Origin of the sequence: Chitinibacter sp. FCG-7, assembly GCF_040047665.1 — a bacterium.
Classification (GTDB): Bacteria; Pseudomonadota; Gammaproteobacteria; order Burkholderiales; family Chitinibacteraceae; genus Chitinibacter; species Chitinibacter mangrovi.
In genome coordinates, this window is sequence record NZ_CP157355.1 from 238,902 (window position 1) to 262,441 (window position 23,540).

The window sequence follows — 23,540 nt, forward strand, 5'->3', positions numbered from 1 at the left end:
CTATGTCTACCGAGCCATTTCACATGCCGCTGCCCAATCAGCCGCGCGCGTTTGTCATGCTGATGCTTAAACCATTTTTACCCTGGTATGGTTTGATGCTGCTGCTTGAAGCCCTCTCGGCCAGCTGCACGATGCTGCTGCCCTATATGATTGGCAAAACCGTTGGCGTGGTCAGCCATGCTGCAAACAATCCAGCACTTTGGCATACCCTGCTGCAATATGTGGGCATTTTCGCCGCGCTAAATCTAGGCGAATTGGTGCTCAGCCGCAGTGCCGGGGCCATTCAGATGCACATTGGCCCTCGCCAACGCCATCGGATTACTGCCCAGCTCTATGCGTGGCTGCAATATCATTCGCACCGCTTTTTTGCCCAGCAATTTTCTGGCGCCTTAGCGCATCGCATCACCGAAACGGCGATGAGTGTGAATCAAACCATTTGGGCGATTCATACCGAATTCTGGCCGATTACCGTGACCTTCATCGTCGCGAGCGCCCTGTTATTTAATGCCTCGCCGATTTTAGGCGGCGTATTGATCGCTTGGATTATTGTTTATGTGGCGATGAGCTATATCCTCGCCCGCCGCGCGCAACCACTGGCGCAGCGTTTTGCCGCGGCTCGGAGCACCACGGCGGGGAAAATTGTCGATTCGGTGACGAACTTAATTAATGTCCGACTGTTTGCGCAGGAAGAGTTCGAGCGTGAATATCTGCAACGACATCTGGACGAAGAGCTCACGCATGCCAACCGCAGCAATTGGTATACCGAGCGTGTGCGCTGGTTTCAATTTGGCTCGGCGGCCATCCTTAAGGTGGGTATCCTCTCCTTCGCCTTGTATCTATGGGCTCAGGGGCAGATAGGAGTGGGGGTATTTGTGATGAGTACCAGTATGTCACTGCTGATCATCAGTGAAGCGCGCAACCTATCCCGCCGCTTTTTGGAGGTGTTTGAATACTTGGGCAATATCGAGCACGGCGTCAGCACCCTACTGCGCCCGCATGAAATCACCAACACGCCCAATGCCATCGCACATCAAGTCAAAGCGGGGAAAATCGAGTTTCGGGATGTGAGCTTTGCCTATCAACCGGGCCGAGGGATTTTTAATGCGCTCAATCTCACTATTCCGGTAGGGCAAAAAGTGGGCGTCGTGGGCTATTCAGGCTCGGGCAAATCCACGCTGGTGAGTTTGCTACTGCGCTGGTATGACATTCAACAAGGGCAAATTCTGCTCGACGACGTACCGCTGACCACCTTGCAGCTGGATGCGCTGCACCGGCAAATCAGCTTAATTCCGCAAGAGCCCAGCCTGTTTCACCGTAGCCTGAAAGAGAATATTCGCTACGCCCGACCCGATGCCAATGATGCCGAAGTGGAAACCGCAGCCCGGCGTGCGCACGCGCATGAGTTTATTGATCGCTTACCCGAAGGCTATGAGGCACTAGTTGGCGAGCGCGGCGTTTCGCTGTCGGGCGGGCAGCGTCAGCGCATCGCGATTGCTCGCGCCATGTTGCAAAATGCGCCTATTCTGGTGCTCGATGAAGCCACTTCAGCGCTGGATTCGCAAACCGAGCGCTGGATTCAGGATAGCCTGCAAAGCTTGATGGAAGATAAAACCGTGCTGGTGATTGCCCATCGCTTATCGACCATTGCGCATCTGGATCGCATTATCGTTTTTGATCGTGGCCAAATTATCGAAGATGGCAGCCATGCCGAATTGCTAGCCAAACGAGGCGCTTACTTTGCTTTGTGGAGCCATCAATCCGATGGTTTTATCCCCAATCAGCTCAGCCAAGTGGCTAATCCGCCAGAAACTGTGGCCGCTTAAGTGCCCAACAGCGAGCCATACCGTATCCATGCGGCGTGGCTCGGCTTTGCATATCTCTGCCCCTTGTCAATTTCGCAGCAATTTGCTGCCGATGGCGATACAAAATCACCAAATCTCCCCCATCACCTACTACAACTCACGCTGAATCAACAGCATCTCGCCAAGCTCCAATCGCTCAAAGCCAGTTCTATAGCGCCATTGGATATAAAAACAAATTCATTAGCGCAAAATGAAATATATGGCACAGCTTTTGCTAACTCAGCATTACTGCACCACCGCAGTTCTACCTATTGATTGGAGCCCACTATGTCTGATGCAATTTTGAGCAACCCTCCCGCCGGTTTGTCTATCCACCCAGTCGCTGGCCGTATTGGCGCCGAAATTCGTGGCGTGAAATTGTCGCCTGAGCTGGACGATAGCGTGCAGCAATTTATTCGCGCCGCTTGGCTCAAATACAAAGTGATTTTCTTCCGTGGCCAGCAACATATTGATGATGCCAGCCAGGAAAAACTGGTTTCCATCTTTGGCAAAGCAGGTGTACCGCATCCAACAGCGCACACCAAAGAAGGCACAAATCTGGTCTTGGAGCTCGACTCGCGTCACGGCGAGTCGCGCCAACTCTTGGCACACCGATGTCACCTTTGTCGATGCCTATCCAAAAGCCTCTATTTTGCGCGGCGTCACTATCCCCGCCGCAGGTGGCGATACCGTTTGGGCCAATACCCACACGGCGTATAACGATCTAAGCCCGGAGCTTAAACAATTGGCAGATAATTTATGGGCCGTGCATACCAATGAATACGACTATGCCTCGTATCGCCCTAATGCTGACCCGGAAGCCCTGCGCCGCTATCGCGAAGTATTTACCTCAACCGTGTACGAAACAGAACATCCGGTTGTCCATGTCCACCCTGAAACCGGCGAGAAACATTTATTGCTCGGCCATTTCTTTAAAAACTTCCTTGGCATTGCCAGCACAGATAGCCGCAAACTATTCGATATTTTGCAAAATCACGTTACTCGCCTGGAAAACACCGTGCGCTGGCGCTGGCAGGAAGGTGATATCGCAATCTGGGATAATCGTGCGACGCAACATTATGCGATTGATGATTACGGTGATGCCCATCGCGTAGTACGCCGCGTTACCGTCGACGGCGAAGCGCCATTCGCTATCGATGGCCGTCGCAGCCATACCCGCTCCAAAGTGGCGCGCAATGCCCAAGCGGCGAACGAGCAGCAAGATCAGCGCGCGGCAGCCTAAATTTGAGCAGGAGGGCTTAGGCCCTCCTGCTTTTTACTGCTTCCCCAGCAATCTATCGTCATCACCTCAGCGTTACAGCTAGAGCTCAGCTCAGCGCATTCAATTGGGCATCGCGGTACACCGCCCCACCGCAAAGCTTAGTCAAACTCTGATGGGCGAGGGTAAGTTTCCAGATACATTTACTCAGGCTGTCGCTCAAGTGCGAGCCCTAACTCAATAACGATGACTCAATATCTTGTGAAATTAAATGGTCTAGATTTAGTCGACTCATTGAGTCGATCTTCAGATAGATGTCTTTACTTAATTCGAAACTATCTGCCATCAACAAATGCTGACTAAGTGGTGCAAGTATTTCGTTGTTGATAACTGAGTCAATGATCCTTGCCCCGCTTTCTACTTGGTCACACTTGGCATGAATCCAAGCCAACACGGCAGCATCCCAGTGCAATTGAACCTCGTAGCGCTCGAGCAAACGTTTTTTGACCCTCTCCAGCTTCGCAGCAACCAAACGCATAAACAAGGAAGGTGACAGGGGGAAATATGGAATGGTTTTCACACGACCAAGAAACGCAGCAGGAAAGGCTGCGCGCAGATCTTGACGTAATTCACGATCAATTACATCCGCTGATGGAATCAATTCAGCGTCAGCGCATAAGCTCAGGATTTTCTCATCGCCGACGTTGGCTGTCATCAAAATCAAGGTGTTGCGAAAATCAATATAGCGCCCTTCACCATCTTCCATCCACCCCTTATCGAACACTTGGTAGAACACTTCATGAATGTCTGGGTGAGCTTTTTCAATCTCATCCAGCAAGACCACAGAATAAGGACGACGACGAACAGCCTCTGTCAGTACTCCTCCTTCGCCATAGCCGACATAACCAGGAGGAGCCCCTTTGAGAGTTGATACAGTATGAGCCTCTTGAAACTCACTCATATTAATGCACACAATATGCTCTTCACCGCCATATAGCGCATCTGCCAGCGCCAGCGCCGTTTCAGTTTTACCTACGCCAGATGGACCAACCAAGAGAAATACACCCGCAGGCTTTTGCGGGTCTTCCAAACCCGCACGGCTAATTTTGATTTGTCGGCTGATGATCTCCATTGCATGATCCTGTCCCAGCACACGGGAACCTAAAATGCCAGCCAATCCTAACACTGCGTTCTGCTCATCTTGCAGCATACGACCAACCGGTATCCCAGTCCAATCTGCAACCAGAGTCGCGACAGCTGCGCCATCAACGCAGGGATGAACAAGTTTCCCATCAAGCTGCAACTGCTGAAGCTCATGTTTTAATGCCCGCAACTCTTCACGCAAAGCATCACGATCAAGCACAACCGGTTCAGCGTCGTCTTGACCAACACCAGATGTCGCTTCCTGATCCAACAAGGTGCGAGAAAGTGCAGTGATACTATTTACCAGCTGCTGCTCACCAATCCAGCGCTGCTGTAATTGCGCTTCTTGCTCCTGCTCTTGCTGCAGTTCCTTTTGCAGCAAAGAAATACGCTCAGAATGTGAATAGCCCTGCTCTACCTCCTGCCCTAAAATACGTAGCAATTGTTCTTTTTTGGCAATGTCAGCCTGCAGTGTTTCAATCTCACCAGGGGCCTGCGATTGACTCATTGAGACGCGCGCGCAGGCCGTGTCAAGCAGTGAAATTGCCTTGTCTGGTAATTGGCGAGCAGGGATATAGCGGTGCGACAATCGCACGGCAGCCTGCACCGCTTCATCCAAAACAACCACCTTGTGATGCAGCTGCAGCTGTAGCGTAACAGCACGCAACATGTCCATTGCGGACTCTTCAGTCGGCTCCTGCACTTGGATAGTTTGAAACCGCCGGGTCAATGCAGGATCTTTTTCGATGTAACGCTTGTATTCGCTCCATGTAGTCGCGGCGATGGTGCGCAATTTTCCACGCGCAAGTGCGGGCTTGAGTAAATTGGCTGCATCACCCGTCCCAGCTGAGCCGCCTGCTCCTATGAGAGTATGTGCCTCATCAATAAAAAGAATAATCGGCTGAGTGGATGACTGTACCTCGGAGATCAATTGTTTTAGCCGGTTTTCAAATTCCCCTTTTACGCTGGCTCCCGCCTGCATCTGCGCAATATCGAGTTCAAGCAAACGAACACCCTGTAGCAATTCGGGTACCTGCCCTGCAGCAATGCGTAAGGCCAGCCCTTCTACAACTGCGGTCTTGCCCACGCCTGCCTCACCGACCAGCAATGGATTATTCTGACGACGGCGGATCAGAATGTCGATTAGCTGGCGAATTTCATTTTCTCGGCATGACACTTGATCAATCAAACCTTCGCGAGCTTGCAAGGTCAGATCTTTCGTAAATCGCTCAATTGCACCTGCTTGATTAAGTAACAATTCATCACTCTCGCCCTCTTTGTCGAACGGAACAGCATTATCTGCACCTTCGCCCCCGCCTTCAGGCGAACCGAGTAGCCAATTTGACCAGTTTTCAATCAGGCTGGACGAACGAATTAGACGAAATTCCTTGCTCACCCGCTCCAAAGCTAGCTGGCCTGCTGGATCTTCCAGCAAGGCCAGTAATAAATGAGCGCCACGAATACGATTGGCCTTGAATTTCAATGAGGCATATATCCAGCCTCGCTCTACTGCGTGTTCCAGCTCCGGTGCAAAATCAATACCTGCATCGTGTATCTGCAAACGATTAAGAGCATCAGTCACATCGCTGGACATTCTCGCCATATCAACACCTTTGGCTGAAGCAATCCGGTGTATATCGGAATTGGGGAGTTGCAAAAGCAAATTTATCCAGTGAGCAAGCTCAACTCGAGCATGATTACGATAACGGGCGAAACGCGTTGCACTTTCCAAGGATTGGAACAGGGTTGGATTCAGCCTGCCAAATAATTCAGCACGATTTATTTTACTCATTATCTCACTCTATATTGCATGTTAGAATTATCCTGAATTTTTCTAATTCAGGGGTGATGTTATGTATCTTCAGTTGCTTACGACTCAGGGCGAGCCGACTGTAAATCAGCCGTCAATTCGGATTTACAAACAGAGTTTCAGCTTAGGCACCTCAGTAAACTGTGATGTCCGGCTACCTGATACTGGTGCTATTTCTGCAATTCATGCTGTGATCAGTGAGAATAATGGTCAATTGACGATTACTGATCAGGGCGAATTCACACCCGTCTGGTTAAATGGCAAAGCACTTGGTTTTGGCGAAAGTAGTGGACTTCATGTCGGCGATATGCTGCGTATCAGCACCCAGCTGATAAAAATGTGCGGACAAGAAAATGAACTTCCCCCGATAGCTCCGCAACAAAACTCCGCTGATTTTCTTGCATTTTCCGTTACTCATTCGAATCCAGCTCCAATTCCAACCACAGTATCTACTCACGGCAATCTGCCATATGCACAAAAACCAAGTGAGTTAGATCAATTATTTTTTCTAAATAGCACTGTAAATACGATGAACTCACCCAGTCATCTAGACCCCTTGCATGCACTCTCTCAAGCCGAGCAGGTAAGCCTTACCCATTCAGTACAAACTCTCAAAACTCATCACAGCCATATCACTGCAGATGATGCGATCGATGCTTTGTTTGGGATAAAAAAATAAATGCTGACGAACGGCAAATATTTCAATTCGCATATGTAATGCCACTTAAAACTGGCTGATTCTTTTTTTGAGGTAATAGCCAGCTATCAAAACCAAGCCGCACACCTTGACCCAATTTTAATTTCCGTGCAGTTGGCGTAAGAACTTCGAGCTGAATACGCCAGTTGTAATGAAGCCCGATCCAGTTTCTGATGAGTGAATTTACACGCTGTAAAGAGATAGACCCAGAATCGAATTGATCGTATTCGCTTTGTGTCATTGGACCTAGCAAAATAGAAAACCCAAATTGAACATCAGGCACTCTCTTGCCTAGTACCATACTTTGCCCTAGATTGTTGTTATGCTTCCCCAAAGCTGTGCATTGTTCCGTATCAAGATGTAAAAACTGGAAGCAGTTTTCACTCAGCTTTACCGGGATATTCAACAACTGTCGTAGTAAGACCTGCAATTCGTGAGTGCTACGGACAGGCCTGGAAAACTGTCCGGCATGTCGAATTTTAAAATGGTCTGGCAACGCATCACGGTCTACCAACTCTGTACCTGCATAGCCAGCAATTGCACCCACCCGCGCTACAAATAATTGACTGTCATCTCGATCTAGCGCAATCACTGGCTGGACATCAGCCCAAGCGCGATACAGTAAACACTGCATCCTGTGATGAAAGATATCTGCAAAATCGCGCAGCCTCATGTCTGCATGATTATGTAGTTTGTCCCAGACCTGTTCAGTCAAATGCAGCGGCAACGGACCATTTGGCCCAAATAATCCATTTGAAAAATGACGAATTACGAGAACATTGATAACAGGGTGTGTTTCAATGGCACTAATTTCAGTGGCGGCAAAGGCCAGATCGGGCTGATGAGCCAAACGCACTGCATCTTCATTTGCACGTTGACTACGCCCCAGAAGGGGCTTATCAGGATTATTTGCATCTACCCAGCGCATCACTGCAAATAAGTTTTGGCGCTGTGCAAAATCGCGTATAAATGACTTCATCACAGCAAGCCTCTACTGCCTACCTGGGCAGGCCAGACCTTAATCTGACCTCTATTTTGAGTAGACAGGCGAAACTCGACAAATGCATTAAGTTGAACAAATTGCAGCAAGAATTCGCGTAAGACTAATCCGAATACAAAGCCACTTGCCCCAGCAAAAGCGATATCATCAAGGCAGATATCAACCGACAGCCCTTTGCTATACGTGATAGGGCCTGGTTCAGGGTGCCGACGAGTAACAACTCTGGTACGCATCGCAGATAAGCTTTGTGCATGCGCCAAATGTCGATTTCGCCCAAAACGCGCATACAGTTCCAACAAGTTTTTTAATGTATTGACTGCGCTGCTTTCATCCTGATCATTCAAATATAAATAATTAAGTGAAAGCTGATTAATCAAGCGCCAAGGCGTTTCCCCCTCTGAAACAGCTGCTGCTGGCTCGGAAGGTGGAACCACGAAGTGTATGGATTCCAATGGGGCAGATTCAACAAGGGTCAAATCGCGCAGGCCATCGCGTGGACTCAGAATTGGAAATGGACCATTGGTGACAAGTATTTCTCCACCAAATTGGCGGACATCAGGGCTCAGCGGTGTATTATTTCGATCTACAACAGAAAGAAAAACCTCACTAAATTGATAATTTGCAACAAATGATGAGAGCGGTTTATTTTCATTCACTAACCGTGGCTGACGACGCAATGAGAAAAAGGCCGTTGAAGCTTGCCAGCCAGTACGGCCAGCACCTGCAAATAAAGGTGTAAACGTATTTATTTCCGCAAAATCTCGGCCAAAACCTTCAATAACTGTCGCATCATATATTTCGTAAGCCAGTGGTTTCCTACGATCCACAACCATATGATACTCAGTCTGCATATCGTCAACCAGAATGCGATCCATCCGACGTTTGAACAAATTTATTATAGGAGAAGTAAATAAACGTAGACTCTCATTGGAAACCATACTCGCAAGAGAGGGATCATTAGACCCAAGATGAATTGCAATTGTGACCTGGCCAGTAGATGCCCCCCCCTGAATGGCCTCAACTAATTGCGGATGAGACAATGTGAAATAACGGAATTTATATGGAAAACTAAAATACTCCTGCAACAATCGATAGCCTGAAAAGGTACGAGAATCAACAGGAAGTAATGCCTCATTTTCTGCAAATCCTTTCGATTTAATTGCATCAGAACCAAGAAAATAACTGGATCCATTCCGATTATGAGAATCAGAAAGGACTGACACGCCTAGTTGATTACCAACAACGAGCTCGCACAATTTAGTTGAAATAGAATCATCTCCAGCGGAGAAGAAATCCAAGCTATCAATCGACATGCGCCGGAAATCAGCACCGGGGTAGGATTGCAAAGTAATCAGTAATGTTGACTTGGTTCCGCGTGGCCCGCCATAAATTGACTCACCAACAACGTACTGAGCAGTTGCTAATTTAATCGGCCAAATACGGACATCAAAAGCGGTCACATACTCGCAAGAAATATCAATCCCTGGCACTGGCTGAGTCAACAGTCTGGCACCACGCGGGATAGTAAATCCATCATGTAGACCCGTCGATGTTTTGTCAGGTGTAAATCCGGCAATTGCACATGATGGAGTCTGTTTATTCCAGTGTGGGTAGGCACAGCTGAGTAAACTATTCGTAAACTCAGGAAATGCGGCCTCTTGCTTAAGCTGCACCCGGGAAGATAAAAAGGCAAACCCCTCCAATAGGCGCTCAACATAAGGATCGACAACTTGGCTATTATCGCCTAAATGTCCGGCGATATCCGGATACTGCCGGGAAAACTCCCGCCCCATATCCCGCAAGTGACGCAGTTCCTGATTATAAAGCTCAAGAAATCGTTCATTCATGCTGGTTCTGCCGCTATATCAACCAAAGCAAAACGCCCATTATCCAGATCCAACCTAGTTTGTAACTCCAGCTCAACAGGATAAGGTGTAGAGTGAACTAGCCCGCGAATTCCATAAGCCAAGAACTGGTGATGTGAATGACGGCTTTCAATTAGCGGAACAACAGATATTGAATCAGGTAAAATCCTAGGCTCAAAACGCACAATACTTTCTTCAATCCAGCTTTTAATCTGCTTCACATGTACAGACGATAGACTTTTACCGCTGACACAAGGAAATCCAAAAGCAAGCACAGACCCCGCGACATTCTGTAAAGGACATTCAAACACGTCTACCGCAGAAATTGCATTCAGCAAAGCATTCAAATCGGCTGAAACGCTGGCCAGTAATTTTGTCTTATCTGCAGGACGCATATTCTCATTACTCAATGCGCCGGGCTCAGAGGTCAAACGATCCCATACTGTTGTGGTGAATAAAAGATTTTTCATGAAATTAGATTTTTACCATGGCGAATCAAGGTTTTGAAAGTCATTGACAATCGGAAGTCGTGGTGTATGAATAAATTCACAGCAACTGCCATCACTTGATTTTTGCCACCAAACAGAACTACCGACAAACAAGCGCTCAATACCAAGTGCAGCCAAGTTACGTGTAAAGAAAGAAATAGCAGACGTTGCAGGCAAAGCATGAGGCGTGGCGCAAGTAATGCCCCCCCACTCATGCACCAGTCGACGAGTTAGTAAAGCATCTTCTTTGTTGGCCGCGTCCATCAATATCGGTAATCTTTCTAGTAATATTTCCAGTTGCTGGATACTTAGATGATTCAGTACTGTTCCTTCAGCAATATCTGCAATTCGGTCAAACCAGCCAGTTAAATCAGCTTGAATAAGCAAATCTGACGTCGCCTCATGAACTAATAGAAAAGGGTAATCACGACCTACTGAATCCCGACTTCGTAACATGACCCCCATCAAACCAACTCCATTCATTAATTCTGGAGAAATATAAAAACGCCACGCCCGAATTTCATTATTACTTTCATTAATGGAGCTTGATTTTTTACACACTAACTGGTTGCCAATCCATTTAGCTAGTAAATCACTGATCTCACAATTCAAACCACGACCTGTAAACTCAGGGGATGTAGGAATTTTTCCAAAAAAAGCGATCTTTTCCATTAATTGATTATATGTTTGTAGGGCAGCGGAATTTGCTCATCTCCGCTAAAGTGAATGGATTTTGTGCTGTAGATGCGACTATTTCGTATTTGACATAATGATCCTGAATTTTAAACGTAACACGAATAGCCTCTGGGCGGTCGGTCTTTTCAAGAAGGCCACGATCTATCGCCCGCCAAAGAGCCCAATCCCCTTCGTGTGTAACACTGCCAAGATCTTCACCTTTGATCGATGTTAAGCTCAGACGAACCTGACCTGAACTTTTGCCAGGCCAGCTCATCTGCATGGGCACAATTGCATCATGCCGATAACGCAGTATTTGCCCATCAACATCTAAAACCGCTTGAATTACATTTGCCCCCATTTCAACTGGCTTTATCGTAAATCTCACCTGAGAATTAATCCCGCTAGAGAAAAAAATAGTACGAATCGCATCAGCACGCTGAAATTCGGCTAAAGCAGTAGATGTCCGCCCTTTAGTCTCATTTGTGGCGGCCGTTTTCAACGCCCACACTTTTCCTGTCATATCAACTTCTTGCGCTAGATTTTTTTGGAAAAAACTATCCAGAACTCCACCCGGAGAAAAATACTTTTGAAAATCATCACGTTTCACTTCCTGAGTGCCAGTGCGATTAAATGGGTAACGCTTGTCGATAATTTGCGAACATGTGTCACCCAGCGTATTTTCAATGAGAGTAGATAAATTATTTCTTGCCTCACCTTGCGCATGGCGTACGCTGACATCAGATAGCGTCTGCAACATATCGTTGATCGGAGCTGGCATGCGCTGAGCTTCCGCTTTAAGACGCACTGGAATATCGCTTTGTGGCAAAGCTCCTTTTGACTGTACAGCAACTTCGGTTGCTGACAAATGATTGTATAAATCATTTAACAGAATCAATGTCGAATCAATAGGGGCAGGAACACCTTGCCCTGGTGAGTTCACCATACGATGTATGCTAATAAAACGACTATCAACAATATATTCCGGTTTACCAACGATTTGTTGTGCGGGCCGTTGTAATGCGGGAGCATTCACCAACCTCTGCAATTTATCTTTTTGTGCTTGTACTGCATTTGTTGCCACTGATTTGGCTAACGCTTCAGCTGATGAAGAAACACCCGAGTCACTTAATCCAACTAAAGAAGTTTCGCGCGTAACACCCCGTAGAAAATACAACATCGGTGAATCCGGGGCAGATAACAAACGTGCCAGATGTATACTTTGTTGCAAGTTTGAACTTGGTGCAATCCGGATATCATTCACATATCGCTCCCAGATTCCTGCATATTCATTCAAATATAACTGCTTGACTTGCAATTTATACTGCGCGTAATCATCAGTTCCGGAAAGCTTTTCTTTGAGGCTGGTTTCCGCCGTGGCGATACCCAGTACCCACGGTTCTTCACTCTGCAATTCTTTTAGTGTTGGATCAAGGGCAGGCAAAAATGCCTTCGAATAACCATCTGCAGTGTACAAACCGGGCACGCCTTGACTAATAGGTGCGCCACTTGCGCGTATGAAAATAGATGCCGCTGAGGGACCGGCTACTTCACTAAGACGGAATGGTGGCAGGTTATCTGCAACCCCCATTCGCTTAATTCGGCCATAAACCCGTTGTGATAATGAGCTAGCGGAAATAATTGCGCGTATTTCTTTTACTAGGTCACTATTGACTGGAGTTTTACTCTGCACAACGCCTCTGGAGAGCAAATTATTAAAGTGTAATTCAAGCTGTTTACGTTGCTCGATTGTTGTTGAATCGGCAAGATGATTTTCCCAATCCATAATGACCCAAGCACGCAAGTTCGCCTCATTATAATGCTTTGGATCATGTAGCATGAGATACATCTTCAATGTTTCATAAAGCATATCCGGATCATTTCGATATGTATCCAGTCCCAGCTCAAGACGATGATTTACATAAGTCAGCAGTGTATCCTGCAGCATACGTTCATATGCACTATTGGATGCTGATTTTAATTTTTCGAGTTGTCCCAAGCCAAGCATGTTGATGCTACTACTATCGCTAATGGGGTCAGCAATATGCATTACGCTATTTAAGGCAGGTAAAATTTCAGCTAGATTCATATCGCCAGTTACTTTAACTTGCTCGACATCGCGCTGAGCATCTGGCAATTTAGCATTGACTACTTGTATATAGCCTTCATTTTGCTGATAGCTGAGAGTTAATCCCCCAAGAGCAATAAGAAATACAAGCGATAATGATACGTAGCCCAACGTCCTAGTCAAAGTACGTTTACGATACCAGTTAATATCTCTTCCAGCTAAATGGCTTTCACCCAGAATCAGCTCGCTAAATAGGCGAGTCAGAAAATATGGGCGAAAAACCATTTGTGGCCCTAGTAATTTCGCAAAGGATTGTTTAATCCCAAGACTTTGCGGAATAGCACCGAATAATGGATCAATAGCTTCGCCTTGTTGAGCTGCACTGGTTAAATACAAACCTCGGAAAAGTACTCGTGGCTGGTAAGGATTTTGACTAAAAGCAGCTTCAGCAAAATCAATTAATGATTCGCGAACGGTATAAAAAGCTTGTGGAAACACCCCCACTGCTGAACGCCTTAGCAATTCTCCCTCTTTCTGCAATTTGCCGATCAGCATACACTGCAGTCCATTGAGCAAGCCGTCCACGTGACCTGAAATAGAAGAAATCGCAACATGCTCTTTTTCACCCGCAGGCAAAGGTAATGTAAAGCCCCAAACCTGCTGGCGTTCTTCAGCTGTCAATGATTCGAAATATTCAGCAAATCCATTAATCAAATCGCACTTCGTAACCAGAAGATAGACAGGCACTTCAAGGCTCAATACTTGCTGCAGCTCCTGAATGCGTTGACGTACAGAGTTTGCTTGATTTTCAAGATCTGCCCGCTGCCCCTTGATTAAGGAGTCTGCAGAAATCGTAACTAGAACACCATTAATTGGCTGATTAACTCGTGTACGTTTCAATAATTTGAGAAAATGGCCCCACTCAGCTGAGTCCTGTTGCCGATCACTTTCATGCGTCGTATATCGTCCTGCCAAATCTAGCAAGACAGCCTGGTCTGCGAACAACCATTTGCAATTGCGAGTTCCGCCCACGCCATCAATAGCATCGCTGCCAAGCGGAAATTTCAAGCCTGAATTTTGCAGGATCGTTGTTTTTCCGCTGCCAGGTGCTCCAAGCACCATAAACCAGGGCAAGCGGTATAGGTGAGCTTGGCGATCCAATCGCCCTAGCAAGCGAGATAGCCAGCCTTGCTCATCCTCCGGGCGGACTTGCCGAAGGACTTCAAGAGCTTCACTGAAGCGCTGAGTTAAAGCGTTAGAGGCCTCGCTAATGGCAGTGGTCTCGTCACTTTGCATGCCTTGCTCAAGCTCTTTCTGTGCTTTACGCTCACGGAATAATGTGAAAAATAAAGAGCCAAAATAGGCACACCAAATTACAGCCAAAACAATGATGCGCCCCCAATCAGACGCAAATGGAGCCCACTGTGCAACTTTAACGAGCGGACCTACCCACCAGATCAATAGGCTTAAGCATAATAAGCCTAATGCCGACCAAAACCATGAACTTGAAAAAATACGAAATAGCCTGCTCATTTTCGAATACCTGAATCTGCTTATTTGTTGGTAATGAATACGGTAATTTCAACCCGCCGATTTTTGGCCCGACCTATTGCAGTCGAATTGTCAGCCACAGATTCCGAGTCGGCACTGCCTTTTACTTCAATACGCCCCTTGCCTATATCTGAAACCAATACAGTGGCAACTGACTCAGCACGTGCTTTAGATAGCTGCCAATTCGATGGAAAACGTAAATTGCTGATAGGCTGATTATCCGTATGACCATTAATGACTACTGCACCAGGATATTTTTTAAGTTCGAGCCCGATCCGGTGTAATACAGGCAGAACAATAGGCAATACATCAGCACTGCCTGAGCTAAAAGAACTATCACCTAAAATAGTCACCACTGATCGGTCTTCATAATCAGCAACGCTTACCAGCCCTTCCCGCACTTCACGCTCTAGGAAGCGTGAAAAACGTGCCTCCTTGGCCGGAATAGCGTCACCACTCGATTTAACACGCAGGCTTTGAATGCTTCCAAAAACAGGATCGGAAAATTGATTCAATCGCAGGGAGAGAAAGAGATATAAAAGCAAGGCGGCCAACGAGAGCAGAGCCGCAGCAACCCAAATCGGGACAACCACCATGGATCGCTTACTCTGCTTTGAAACCCCTTGCCATTGACTTGCCATCTCGGCATTTGCAGAAGGGCGTAAAGTTCGCAACAGCTCCCCTAAGTTTTTCCTAATGACCTCATGCTGCTGCATGCCGCCATCCAAAACCAAATAACGACCAGCAAAACCATAGCTCATGCAGACATACATTAATTCAAGCAAATCGCGACTTTCATTTGCAGACTCTTTCAACCGCTCGAGCAATTGGAAAAACTTCTCACCGCCCCAAGTTTCTTTATGAAAGTGGACGAGCAGTGATGTAGCAGACCATGACCCACCCCACGAAGAGCTAGCAACAATCTCATCCAGAAAAGTGCACATTACATAACGCGCACCAATTACATGCTCATGGCGAACACCCCGGATGCGCATTGCTTCTTCAAACTCTCCAACTTTAGCGATGAGCAGTTGTTGCAATAGCGCAAGATCACAAGCTTCTTTTGCGTTTCGCAATTGAAGACCTGTGTACAACAGCTCGCCAGCTGCAGATACAATTGGATTGAGGCCAAAAGCTAGGCTTTCTGCTGCACGTACGTCAAATTGATGTACATCAACATGCCCAGTAGACTGAGCTCCACCAAACAGCTGCGCCCAAGACTCTTGCGAGCCTTTTGCATTGATTACCGCATCAGTCACTCTTCCCTCCTCACTACTCTTTAAATAACTTAAATTAAAATCAGGATCGAATCATCCAGAGCTCGATTTGGAGCCCGGGAAACTCACCCGCAATATGCATAGCCAATCCACCTGAATTAGGCAATGGACGCCAGAAATCGCTACTTTGATCGAATTCGAAATAGCAGAAACCTGCATGAAATGGAATTTGTGGAGGTGCAACAGGTAAACTGGAAATAGCAACACCTGGCAAATGCAGGTTTACAAGCTCACGGATTTTCTCAACAGGGCCAACTTTAATCTGGGATGGCAAACGACTCCGCACTACTTCACTAGCAACTTCTGCTTTAACCGCAAGTACAAATCGTGAAATGCCATAGAGAGCGCTGTCGGACATAATCGCAATTCGCACGCCCAGCTGACGTTCTTGCAAATCGATTCGAATTGCTGATTGGTCAATTACCAAGGTAAGTAACTCACGTAGCTGCTTCATGATTTGCATCAGGCATAAATGCGGTTGTTCATGCTGATATAAGGGCACATTATCCAGCAGGCGTTTTGCAGGCAGAAAAACTCGCAAATCGCCCAGCATTTGCTGGCAATAGAAATAAAAATCCGAAAATGGTAGCGCTGGACGTTGAAGTTGTTGTTCAAGGAATGGCAAATGCCGATTTACGGTTTGAAGCATCAAAAATTCGGTCACATCCGCCGCACCCGAACCCCGCTCAACTGAAATCCCTTCTGCAATCATTACGCCACGTTGGCGAAACATGCCAAGTAACTCGTGCTGGCATTGACGCACTAACGGATGATGACAATTGAGTAAAGGAGGAATAAATGCAGCATCAAGCTGCAGACGACCATCAACCAGTTTCTCTACCACGCTAGCAACAGGAAGCCCAATGAACTCCGCGCTCATATCTCGCGCAAGTAGTAATTGGTAGTTTTCTTCAGCCAGCGCAATATCAACAGCGAGTTGAGCATCAAACACATCACTGATTGAGAGATCTTTTACACGATATCGGGCGGCATGTTTTTCGGCTCCCGAATATGCATGTGTAGCACGCCCCTCAATACCCAAAGGGATCGCCAGATAAATCAGTTCATCACGAACATCAGCAGGCACATCCACTGGATCAGGCAATTCAAGATTGTCCGGGAATGAGAATACGGAGCCATCTTTGAGTACGCCTGCAGCTCGCCGCAAACCGACTTTTCCAACTTCAGCCATGCCGGTATCCAGCTCCAAGGCAGAAAATCCCCAGAACCATTCTGCACCCAGAGCTGCTACACGACTAAAGCGATAATCTATTGAGCGATCCAGCTGCTGGAAGTGCTGCTGCTGGATAAACAGCCCTTCACTCCACACGACGCGATTGTTAATCATGTTTAAATCTTTTAAATCCCGGGAATCAGAAGCTCAGCCTTAACGCAAGCTAGGCAATTTTTTTAGAAGCGCGTCTTTGGTTTTCTCTTTCACCATCTGCTCACCCTGAACTGCGGCCTGCGAAGCAGCTTTCTCTACAGCTGCCGAGGCCCTAGATCCAAGCGACGCTGGCAAAGCACCAGCCAAGCGACCGGCTTTTGATGTTGCCTCGACAGCAGTGAGTACGGCAGTAGAAGGTGGTGAGCTCAATTTAACTTTTGCCGGCGCCACCTCGACCAGCAATGCCAAATCTTGGCGGTAGCCCCAATTAACAAATGGTATTTCGAAAGTCCGAACATCGCCGACTTCACCGGCATTTCGCCAGCGCGATGAATCTACATCACGAAAAGCAACAAAAGTAGCCAAATATTTTGCCTCTGGTGAAATTGAACGTGTGAAGCGGGTCACATCACTCGGTTGCAAAATCAACTCTTCAATACTTAAAATTTCTGGCGAAAAATGCTCCATAGACTGACTTAGCTGGAAATAATCAGCAGATTTGAAAGCCCTTTCACCTTTCATTTGATATAGCTTCATAATTACAGGTGATGGTCTGCCATTTGAATCTGGATTCACCGCAGAATCAGCAACGACCAACACATCCATGTTTTGAGGACGGCTAGCACAAGCACTCAACAGCAAACATGCAATTGTAATCACAACAAAACTACGCACAAAAACACCTTTATGTTAATCAATTAAAAGCTACCTTTCTTACACTTGACTTTATTAAAGTCTAATCACAATATTGCACCAAGGCAATAGTCAGCAAATTAGAAGAAAACGCTAATATTCGATACTATTGCCAATCAGCAAAAAAACCTGTAAATACGACAATCAGAATACAAATTAACTTTTAAAATCATGAACTCAGATGAAATTTTAGCTCTGGCAGAAACAAGTAATAGTGAGCATCCATGCGGCATAAACCTTGAATACAGCGCTGAGTTTTTCTCACTCGAGGCACTAGTTCAAGGCACCCCAGAACAACAGTTTGGCGACACTATCATTCCAGCAATTGAGCCTGATTGGATCAAAGCTCGACAGCAATGTGTCAGCCTTATACAGCAATCTAAAGATCTGCGTCTAGTGACGGTCTTCACACGCAGTCTGATTGCAACCGAGGGTTTGGATTTACTACTCCCCTCTTTAGGTCTCATCGAACAATTACTTACAAAGTATTGGTGGCACCTACATCCTGAACTGGAAGACGGTGATAGCACTTTCAGACTGAATGCCTTGGGTGCAATTAACGACAATGACTTTCTTTTGCGTCAGTTAAGGCTCACACCTGTCCTACCATTACGCGGCCATGATGTGATCCGGATCATAGATATCGAGCAACTACATACCGCCCATCAGCATTCAAAATTGCAACTCGGTGAATTACAGCAGCACATTCAGGCGCAACCTGATGCTGCAAGGGCCTTGAGCCGAACCCTGAATGACTGCATCGCCTGCTGCCAGCGGATTGATGACATTTTAGAAAATCACGTTTCCACACACAGCTCAGTTACTGAAAATTTGCAACAGCTTCTTCGGGTAGTCCTCCATCACTTGCCCAGTGAGGCACCTACCCCAGTCGCAGGCAATCAGCAGATTGACGCCACGCAAACCCAAACGATTATTGCTGAATCCACAATCAGAGCAGCTAGTGGCCAAATCCAAAGTCGTGCTGACATCGTGCAGCAGATAGACCAGATGTGTGACTACCTCGCAAAACATGAGCCAAGCAACCCCGCACCGCTATTGCTTCGTCGCGCTCAAAAAATACTGTCAATGGATTTTCTCCAATTGATGAATGAACTCAACCCGGACGGTGTTTCGCAGATAGAGCATCTTGCCGGATTGAATCGTTAACCCAGTACCATCAAAGAGGACAAAAAAATGGCTAGACCCTCCACCGGAAACAGTGGTCAGAAATTTATTGCGCGTAATCGAGCGCCCCGCGTCCAGATCGAATATGACGTTGAAGTATATGGTTCGGACAAAAAAATTCAGCTCCCATTCGTAATGGGCGTGCTTTCGGACTTGGCGGGTAAATCGGCAGAAAATTTGCCAGCACTTGCTGATCGCAAGTTCATGGAAATCGATGTCGACAATTTTGACAGCAGAATGAAATCACTCAAGCCAAGTACGGCTTTCCGTGTAGCCAACAAGTTAACTGGCGAAGGCGAAATTAGCGTCGATTTGACCTTCGAAAGCATGGACGATTTCAGCCCAGCCCAAACAGCCATGCAAATCGAACCGCTGCGCAAACTGCTAGAAGCACGCCAGCAACTCTCCAATCTGCTGACCTACATGGACGGCAAAAATGGCGCGGAAAAACTGATTACCGAGCTACTCAATGACCCCACCTTGCTGGCAGCGCTATCCAGTGCTCCCAAGCAAGAAGATCAGGCTTGATACCTGTAAGGAGACCCGATAAATGAATCAAGAACTACTCGATCACCCCCAGCAGAGTACCAATACCGTCACTTTGGAGGTGGACAACGACTTTACCCGCCTGCTGCAGCAGGAATTCCGCCCTAAGTCCGATGAAGCCCGCTCTGCCGTCGAAGAAGCCGTGCGCACCCTGGCCGCCCAGGCCCTGGGTCAAACCGGCCTGATCAGCACCGATGCCGTGCGCACCATTGAAAGTATGATCGGCGAGCTAGACCGCAAGCTGTCTGCCCAACTTAATGAGGTGATTCACCACCCTGAATACCAGCAACTTGAATCAGCTTGGCGCGGCCTGCATTACCTCGTCACCAACACCGAAATGGACGAGATGCTGAAAATCAAGGTGCTGAGCATTTCCAAGACCGAACTGCACCGCAACCTGCGCCGCTACAAGGGCACCGCCTGGGATCAAAGCCCCTTCTTCAAGCGCATTTACGAAGAAGAATATGGCCAGTTCGGCGGCGAGCCGTTTGGCTGCCTGGTGGGCGACTATCACTTCGACCACACCCCGGTGGATGTCGAACTGCTGCGCGAAATCGCCCGCACCGCTGCCGCCTCGCACTGCCCCTTCATCGCCGGCGCCTCGCCCTCGGTGATGCAGATGGAATCCTGGCAGGAGCTGGCCAACCCGCGCGACCTGACCAAGATTTTCCAGACGCCGGAATACGCCGCCTGGCGCTCGCTGCGCGAGTCGGACGACGCGCGCTACATCGGTCTGGCCATGCCGCGCTTCCTCGCCCGCCTGCCCTATGGCGTGAACACCAACCCGGTGGATGAATTCGACTTCGAGGAAGACACCGCCGGCGCCGCCCACGAACGCTACAGCTGGGCGAATTCGGCCTACGCCATGGCCGTGAACATCAACCGCTCGTTCAAGTACTACGGCTGGTGCTCGCGCATTCGCGGCGTGGAATCCGGCGGTGCGGTCGACAACCTGCCCTGCCACACCTTCCCGTCCGACGATGGCGGCGTGGACCTGAAGTGCCCGACCGAAATCGCCATTTCCGATCGTCGTGAGGCAGAACTGGCCAAGAACGGCTTCATGCCGCTCTTGCACCGCAAGAACTCCGACATGGCCGCCTTCATCGGCGCGCAGTCCCTGCAAAAGCCGCAGGAATACGTCGACCCGGACGCCACCGCCAACGCCAACCTGGCTGCGCGCCTGCCCTACCTGTTTTCGGTATGCCGCTTCGCCCACTATCTGAAGTGCATCGTGCGCGACAAGATCGGCTCCTTCAAGAGCCGCGACGAAATGCAGCGCTGGCTGAACGACTGGGTACTGCAGTACGTCGATGGTGATCCGGAAAACTCCTCCGAATCAGTAAAGGCCGAGAAGCCTCTGGCCGCCGCCGAAGTGCACGTGGAGGAAGTAGAAGGCAATCCTGGCTACTACACCTCGAAGTTCTTCCTGCGCCCACACTACCAGCTGGAAGGCCTGACCGTATCACTGCGCCTGGTTTCCAAACTGCCATCGATCAAGGAAGGTGGTGCGTAATCCGCATTGCTAAATCACTGCCTGTGTAACTTCCCCGTGTTGCACAGGCAGTAATCACCAGCACTGAGTAGAAACATTTTCAATGGGTATATATCTACAGCCCTTTGCTATCAATGAATACAAGGATATACATCTAAATTTGACCAAGATGCAACTCACCGCTCCTTTCCTCAGCAAGCCACCAAACGCCAAATTACTTACATGTGAAATCAATCACACTACAAATTAATTAATAATCAAGTAAATTTGTTACCATTGCGAAGTAAGCGTTCGAAATGAGTAGTCGATTGAAACTGAATTGAATTTCATAGTTGCAGGTTTGCCAGCGAAGCCTTGCATTGAATAAGCAAGCTTGTTTCTTGATATTCCGATGAGCTTTCACTCCCTGCTTCAGTGATAAAACGAGCCGGTCGTTTTGGCCACCGGAGAATGAATGCTTATCAATTTATTGAACCAGTGGCGCAGCCACATAATACGGAGAAGTAATAATGGCAAATGATATGTTCCTGAAAATCGATGGCATTGAAGGCGAATCGCTTGATAGCACGCACACCAATGAAATCGAGCTGCTGACCTTGGACTGGGGCATGAGCCAAGGTGCAAGCATGCATGCAGGTACTGGTGGCGGCGCAGGCAAGGTATCAGTGGATGATCTGGTCTTTACACACAGCGTGGACAAAGCCAGCCCGATCCTGATGCAGGTTTGTATGAGTGGTAAACACATCCCTAAAGCGGTATTGACCGTACGCAAAGCCGGTGAAAAGCCACTTGAATTCTACAAAGTGACCATGACTGATGTGATGGTGACCAATGTGCAACCTAGTGGCAGCAACAGTGGTGGTGGCTTGATTGAAACCGTAGGCCTGGCATTCTCGAAAGTGAAGATCGAATACCAGCCACAAGGTGCAGATGGTTCGGCCAAAGGCGGCGCAATCGTGACCGAGTACGATATCAAAGCGAACAAAAAAGTTTAATTTGATTATTTAAGCAAGGAGGAAATGCCTCCTTGCTTCAAGCGAAACAAATGCAAAAAAACAGGTTCGAGTAATGACTAAATGCTATGCCACAGGTGATTTTAAAAAATACTTCAAAGAAAATATGGATGAATTAGGACTCCCCTTTCCCACTTCCTTATTTGACACATACAATACTGCAATTGCAACTGCAACAACATTGGTATCAGCCTTAAAAACCCTTGGCAAAGGGGCTACGATGGCGGAATTAATTGGCGCCACAACAGGCCTTGAACTATTAGCTGTTGCAGCATCAATCGGAGCAGCAGCATACACAGGCGCGGTTATTGGCAGCATCGCTGTTGCGAGCGGTCGTTCATTAGGGTGTGGAGCTCGTATTTCAGACTTGTTTGTTTTTGCAGAACAAAACAACTTACAATTTGAAGGATTAAGTACATTTTACCGACTTAACCCTCAGATTTTAGATACAAATCTAATATTTAGAAAATCTTTTGCTGCTAGAGCTAGAATAGTTTGAAGCGTATGAAATGAACAATCTAAGCAATTTGGCATTTATTCTAGTTTGCATAATACTTGCTATATTGGCCTGGTTCGTCTTTCAAATTCTTGGCCAATATACAATACTATTATTCCTTGCGATTGCCATCATCAATTTACTCGTAAAAATTGGAAAGTCAAAGTTCTCAAACAAAAATGATAACCATGACAGGTAATTCACATTATTACCCATGAGTGATCTCGCAAGAATAAACAGTTTATACACATCACTTTGACTGCTCAGAATTCTAAAATGACAACCATTCTTTCACCACAAACTCTCGCCGAGCAACTGACCGAGATTCAGGATCGAGTACGCAATGCACCATCAGATCCGCAGCACCGGATCGCGCTGACCCAGCTACTTTGTGCCAATGGTCAATGGGAGCGTGCTCATTTGCAAATCGAACATCTGCAAAAAGCTGATCAAGCCTATGCCCGGTTTACTCAAACCTATGGTGGTGCGATTCGTGGTGAACAGCTACGTCTGCAAGTCTTTACGGGCCTTGCCGCGCCTCACTATTTGCCGAACACGCCAGATTGGCTACTTGATCTGGCCATTGCGCTGCAACTGGAGCAACAACAAAACACCGCCGCAGCGCAAGAACAAAGGCAACGGGCATGCCATGAAGCGCCTGCGATTAGTGGTGAAATTGACGGCCAGCCATTTACCTGGCTGGCGGATGCCGACCCGCGCATGGGCCCGGCCTTCGAGGCCATCATCGACGGTGATTACCACTGGCTGGCGCCAGAAATGCTAACTCAAATACGCTTTTTCCCGCCACAGACCTTGTTTGACCTGATTTGGCGTCAGGCCATCATCACCACCCACGCAGGCGAAGAACTGGCAGCACTGATTCCGGCCCGCTATCCCGGATCGGAAAGCGCAGATGATCAGCACGCACTCTGCCGTGCTACTCGTTGGATCGAACAGCCGCACGACAGCTGGCATGGCCAGGGCCAGCGGATACTGGCAAGCGATGGTGAAGACTTCAATCTATTGTCCATCGTTTCGCTAAGTTTTGACGCTAACAGCAAGGCCGCTGATCAATGAGTTGCCCCCGCTCTCCT

At 47.7% G+C, this 23,540-nt stretch carries 18 protein-coding genes and 1 pseudogene; 10 read left to right on the forward strand and 9 right to left on the reverse strand.

All coding sequences use genetic code 11. The features are described 5' to 3' along the window. Positions 1 to 2 precede the first annotated feature (2 nt). The 3 genes and pseudogenes from ABHF33_RS01120 (at position 3) to ABHF33_RS01130 (ending at position 3,084) form a co-directional block, all read left to right on the forward strand. Positions 3 to 1,823: an ABC transporter ATP-binding protein gene (locus tag ABHF33_RS01120; protein WP_348945242.1), complete on the forward strand. Its 1,821-nt coding sequence runs from the start codon at positions 3 to 5 to the stop codon at positions 1,821 to 1,823. Continuing rightward, positions 1,824 to 2,117, forward strand: coding sequence for a hypothetical protein (locus tag ABHF33_RS01125; protein WP_348945243.1), 294 nt, complete (start codon positions 1,824 to 1,826; stop codon positions 2,115 to 2,117). It begins immediately after the preceding gene. Between the two features lie 12 nt (positions 2,118 to 2,129). Further along, positions 2,130 to 3,084: pseudogene (locus ABHF33_RS01130) on the forward strand (TauD/TfdA dioxygenase family protein). Between the two features lie 208 nt (positions 3,085 to 3,292). On the opposite strand, the gene tssH reads toward ABHF33_RS01130, so the two are convergent. Further along, positions 3,293 to 5,995, reverse strand: coding sequence for a type VI secretion system ATPase TssH (gene tssH / locus ABHF33_RS01135; protein WP_348945244.1), 2,703 nt, complete (start codon positions 5,993 to 5,995; stop codon positions 3,293 to 3,295). Positions 5,996 to 6,056: 61 nt separating this feature from the next. On the opposite strand from tssH, the gene ABHF33_RS01140 reads away from it, so the two are divergent. Then, the gene (locus ABHF33_RS01140; RefSeq protein ID WP_348945245.1) at positions 6,057 to 6,692 is read left to right on the forward strand and encodes an FHA domain-containing protein; all 636 of its coding nucleotides are present in this window, start codon (positions 6,057 to 6,059) and stop codon (positions 6,690 to 6,692) included. Between the two features lie 22 nt (positions 6,693 to 6,714). On the opposite strand, the gene tssG is transcribed toward ABHF33_RS01140, so the two are convergent. Genes tssG through tssJ form a run of 8 tightly spaced genes read right to left on the reverse strand, consistent with a single transcriptional unit; the run spans position 6,715 to position 17,696 of the window. Then, complete coding sequence (gene tssG, locus ABHF33_RS01145) at positions 6,715 to 7,689, reverse strand: type VI secretion system baseplate subunit TssG (protein WP_348945246.1); 975 nt, start codon at positions 7,687 to 7,689, stop codon at positions 6,715 to 6,717. Further along, positions 7,689 to 9,557, reverse strand: coding sequence for a type VI secretion system baseplate subunit TssF (tssF, locus tag ABHF33_RS01150; RefSeq protein ID WP_348945247.1), 1,869 nt, complete (start codon positions 9,555 to 9,557; stop codon positions 7,689 to 7,691). The genes tssG and tssF overlap by 1 nt, the downstream gene beginning before the upstream one ends. Beyond that, the gene (tssE, locus tag ABHF33_RS01155) at positions 9,554 to 10,045 is read right to left on the reverse strand and encodes a type VI secretion system baseplate subunit TssE (RefSeq protein ID WP_348945248.1); all 492 of its coding nucleotides are present in this window, start codon (positions 10,043 to 10,045) and stop codon (positions 9,554 to 9,556) included. Before tssE ends, tssF begins: the two co-directional genes overlap by 4 nt. A 12-nt stretch (positions 10,046 to 10,057) precedes the next feature. Continuing rightward, entirely contained in the window at positions 10,058 to 10,735 is a 678-nt protein-coding gene (gene tagF / locus ABHF33_RS01160; protein WP_348945249.1) for a type VI secretion system-associated protein TagF, read from the reverse strand. Positions 10,736 to 10,742: 7 nt separating this feature from the next. Then, positions 10,743 to 14,339 carry a type VI secretion system membrane subunit TssM gene (gene tssM, locus ABHF33_RS01165; protein WP_348945250.1) on the reverse strand — a complete coding sequence of 1,199 codons (3,597 nt, stop codon included), beginning with the start codon at positions 14,337 to 14,339 and terminating at the stop codon, positions 10,743 to 10,745. A 20-nt stretch (positions 14,340 to 14,359) separates the two neighbouring features. Further along, a complete protein-coding gene (gene tssL, locus ABHF33_RS01170; RefSeq protein WP_348945251.1) occupies positions 14,360 to 15,616 on the reverse strand; it encodes a type VI secretion system protein TssL, long form in 1,257 nt (418 codons plus the stop codon). 40 nt (positions 15,617 to 15,656) lie between these two features. Beyond that, positions 15,657 to 16,982, reverse strand: a complete 1,326-nt coding sequence (tssK, locus tag ABHF33_RS01175; protein ID WP_348945252.1) for a type VI secretion system baseplate subunit TssK — start codon at positions 16,980 to 16,982, stop codon at positions 15,657 to 15,659. Between the two features lie 39 nt (positions 16,983 to 17,021). Next, positions 17,022 to 17,696 (reverse strand): type VI secretion system lipoprotein TssJ, encoded by a 675-nt coding sequence (tssJ, locus tag ABHF33_RS01180; protein ID WP_348945253.1) that lies wholly within the window; start codon positions 17,694 to 17,696, stop codon positions 17,022 to 17,024. Between the two features lie 189 nt (positions 17,697 to 17,885). On the opposite strand from tssJ, the gene tssA reads away from it, so the two are divergent. From tssA to ABHF33_RS01210, 6 genes are all read left to right on the forward strand, one after another. Beyond that, positions 17,886 to 18,881, forward strand: coding sequence for a type VI secretion system protein TssA (gene tssA / locus ABHF33_RS01185; protein ID WP_348945254.1), 996 nt, complete (start codon positions 17,886 to 17,888; stop codon positions 18,879 to 18,881). A 27-nt stretch (positions 18,882 to 18,908) separates the two neighbouring features. After that, on the forward strand, positions 18,909 to 19,427 hold the full coding sequence (gene tssB, locus ABHF33_RS01190; protein ID WP_157314520.1) for a type VI secretion system contractile sheath small subunit: 519 nt from the start codon (positions 18,909 to 18,911) through the stop codon (positions 19,425 to 19,427). 22 nt (positions 19,428 to 19,449) lie between these two features. Continuing rightward, positions 19,450 to 20,958 (forward strand): type VI secretion system contractile sheath large subunit, encoded by a 1,509-nt coding sequence (gene tssC / locus ABHF33_RS01195; RefSeq protein WP_348945255.1) that lies wholly within the window; start codon positions 19,450 to 19,452, stop codon positions 20,956 to 20,958. A gap of 488 nt (positions 20,959 to 21,446) precedes the next feature. Continuing rightward, positions 21,447 to 21,932, forward strand: coding sequence for an Hcp family type VI secretion system effector (locus ABHF33_RS01200; protein ID WP_348945256.1), 486 nt, complete (start codon positions 21,447 to 21,449; stop codon positions 21,930 to 21,932). Between the two features lie 73 nt (positions 21,933 to 22,005). After that, positions 22,006 to 22,449: a hypothetical protein gene (locus ABHF33_RS01205; RefSeq protein WP_348945257.1), complete on the forward strand. Its 444-nt coding sequence runs from the start codon at positions 22,006 to 22,008 to the stop codon at positions 22,447 to 22,449. A gap of 273 nt (positions 22,450 to 22,722) precedes the next feature. After that, entirely contained in the window at positions 22,723 to 23,523 is an 801-nt protein-coding gene (locus ABHF33_RS01210; protein ID WP_348945258.1) for a type VI secretion system accessory protein TagJ, read from the forward strand. The last annotated feature ends 17 nt before the right edge of the window (positions 23,524 to 23,540 follow it).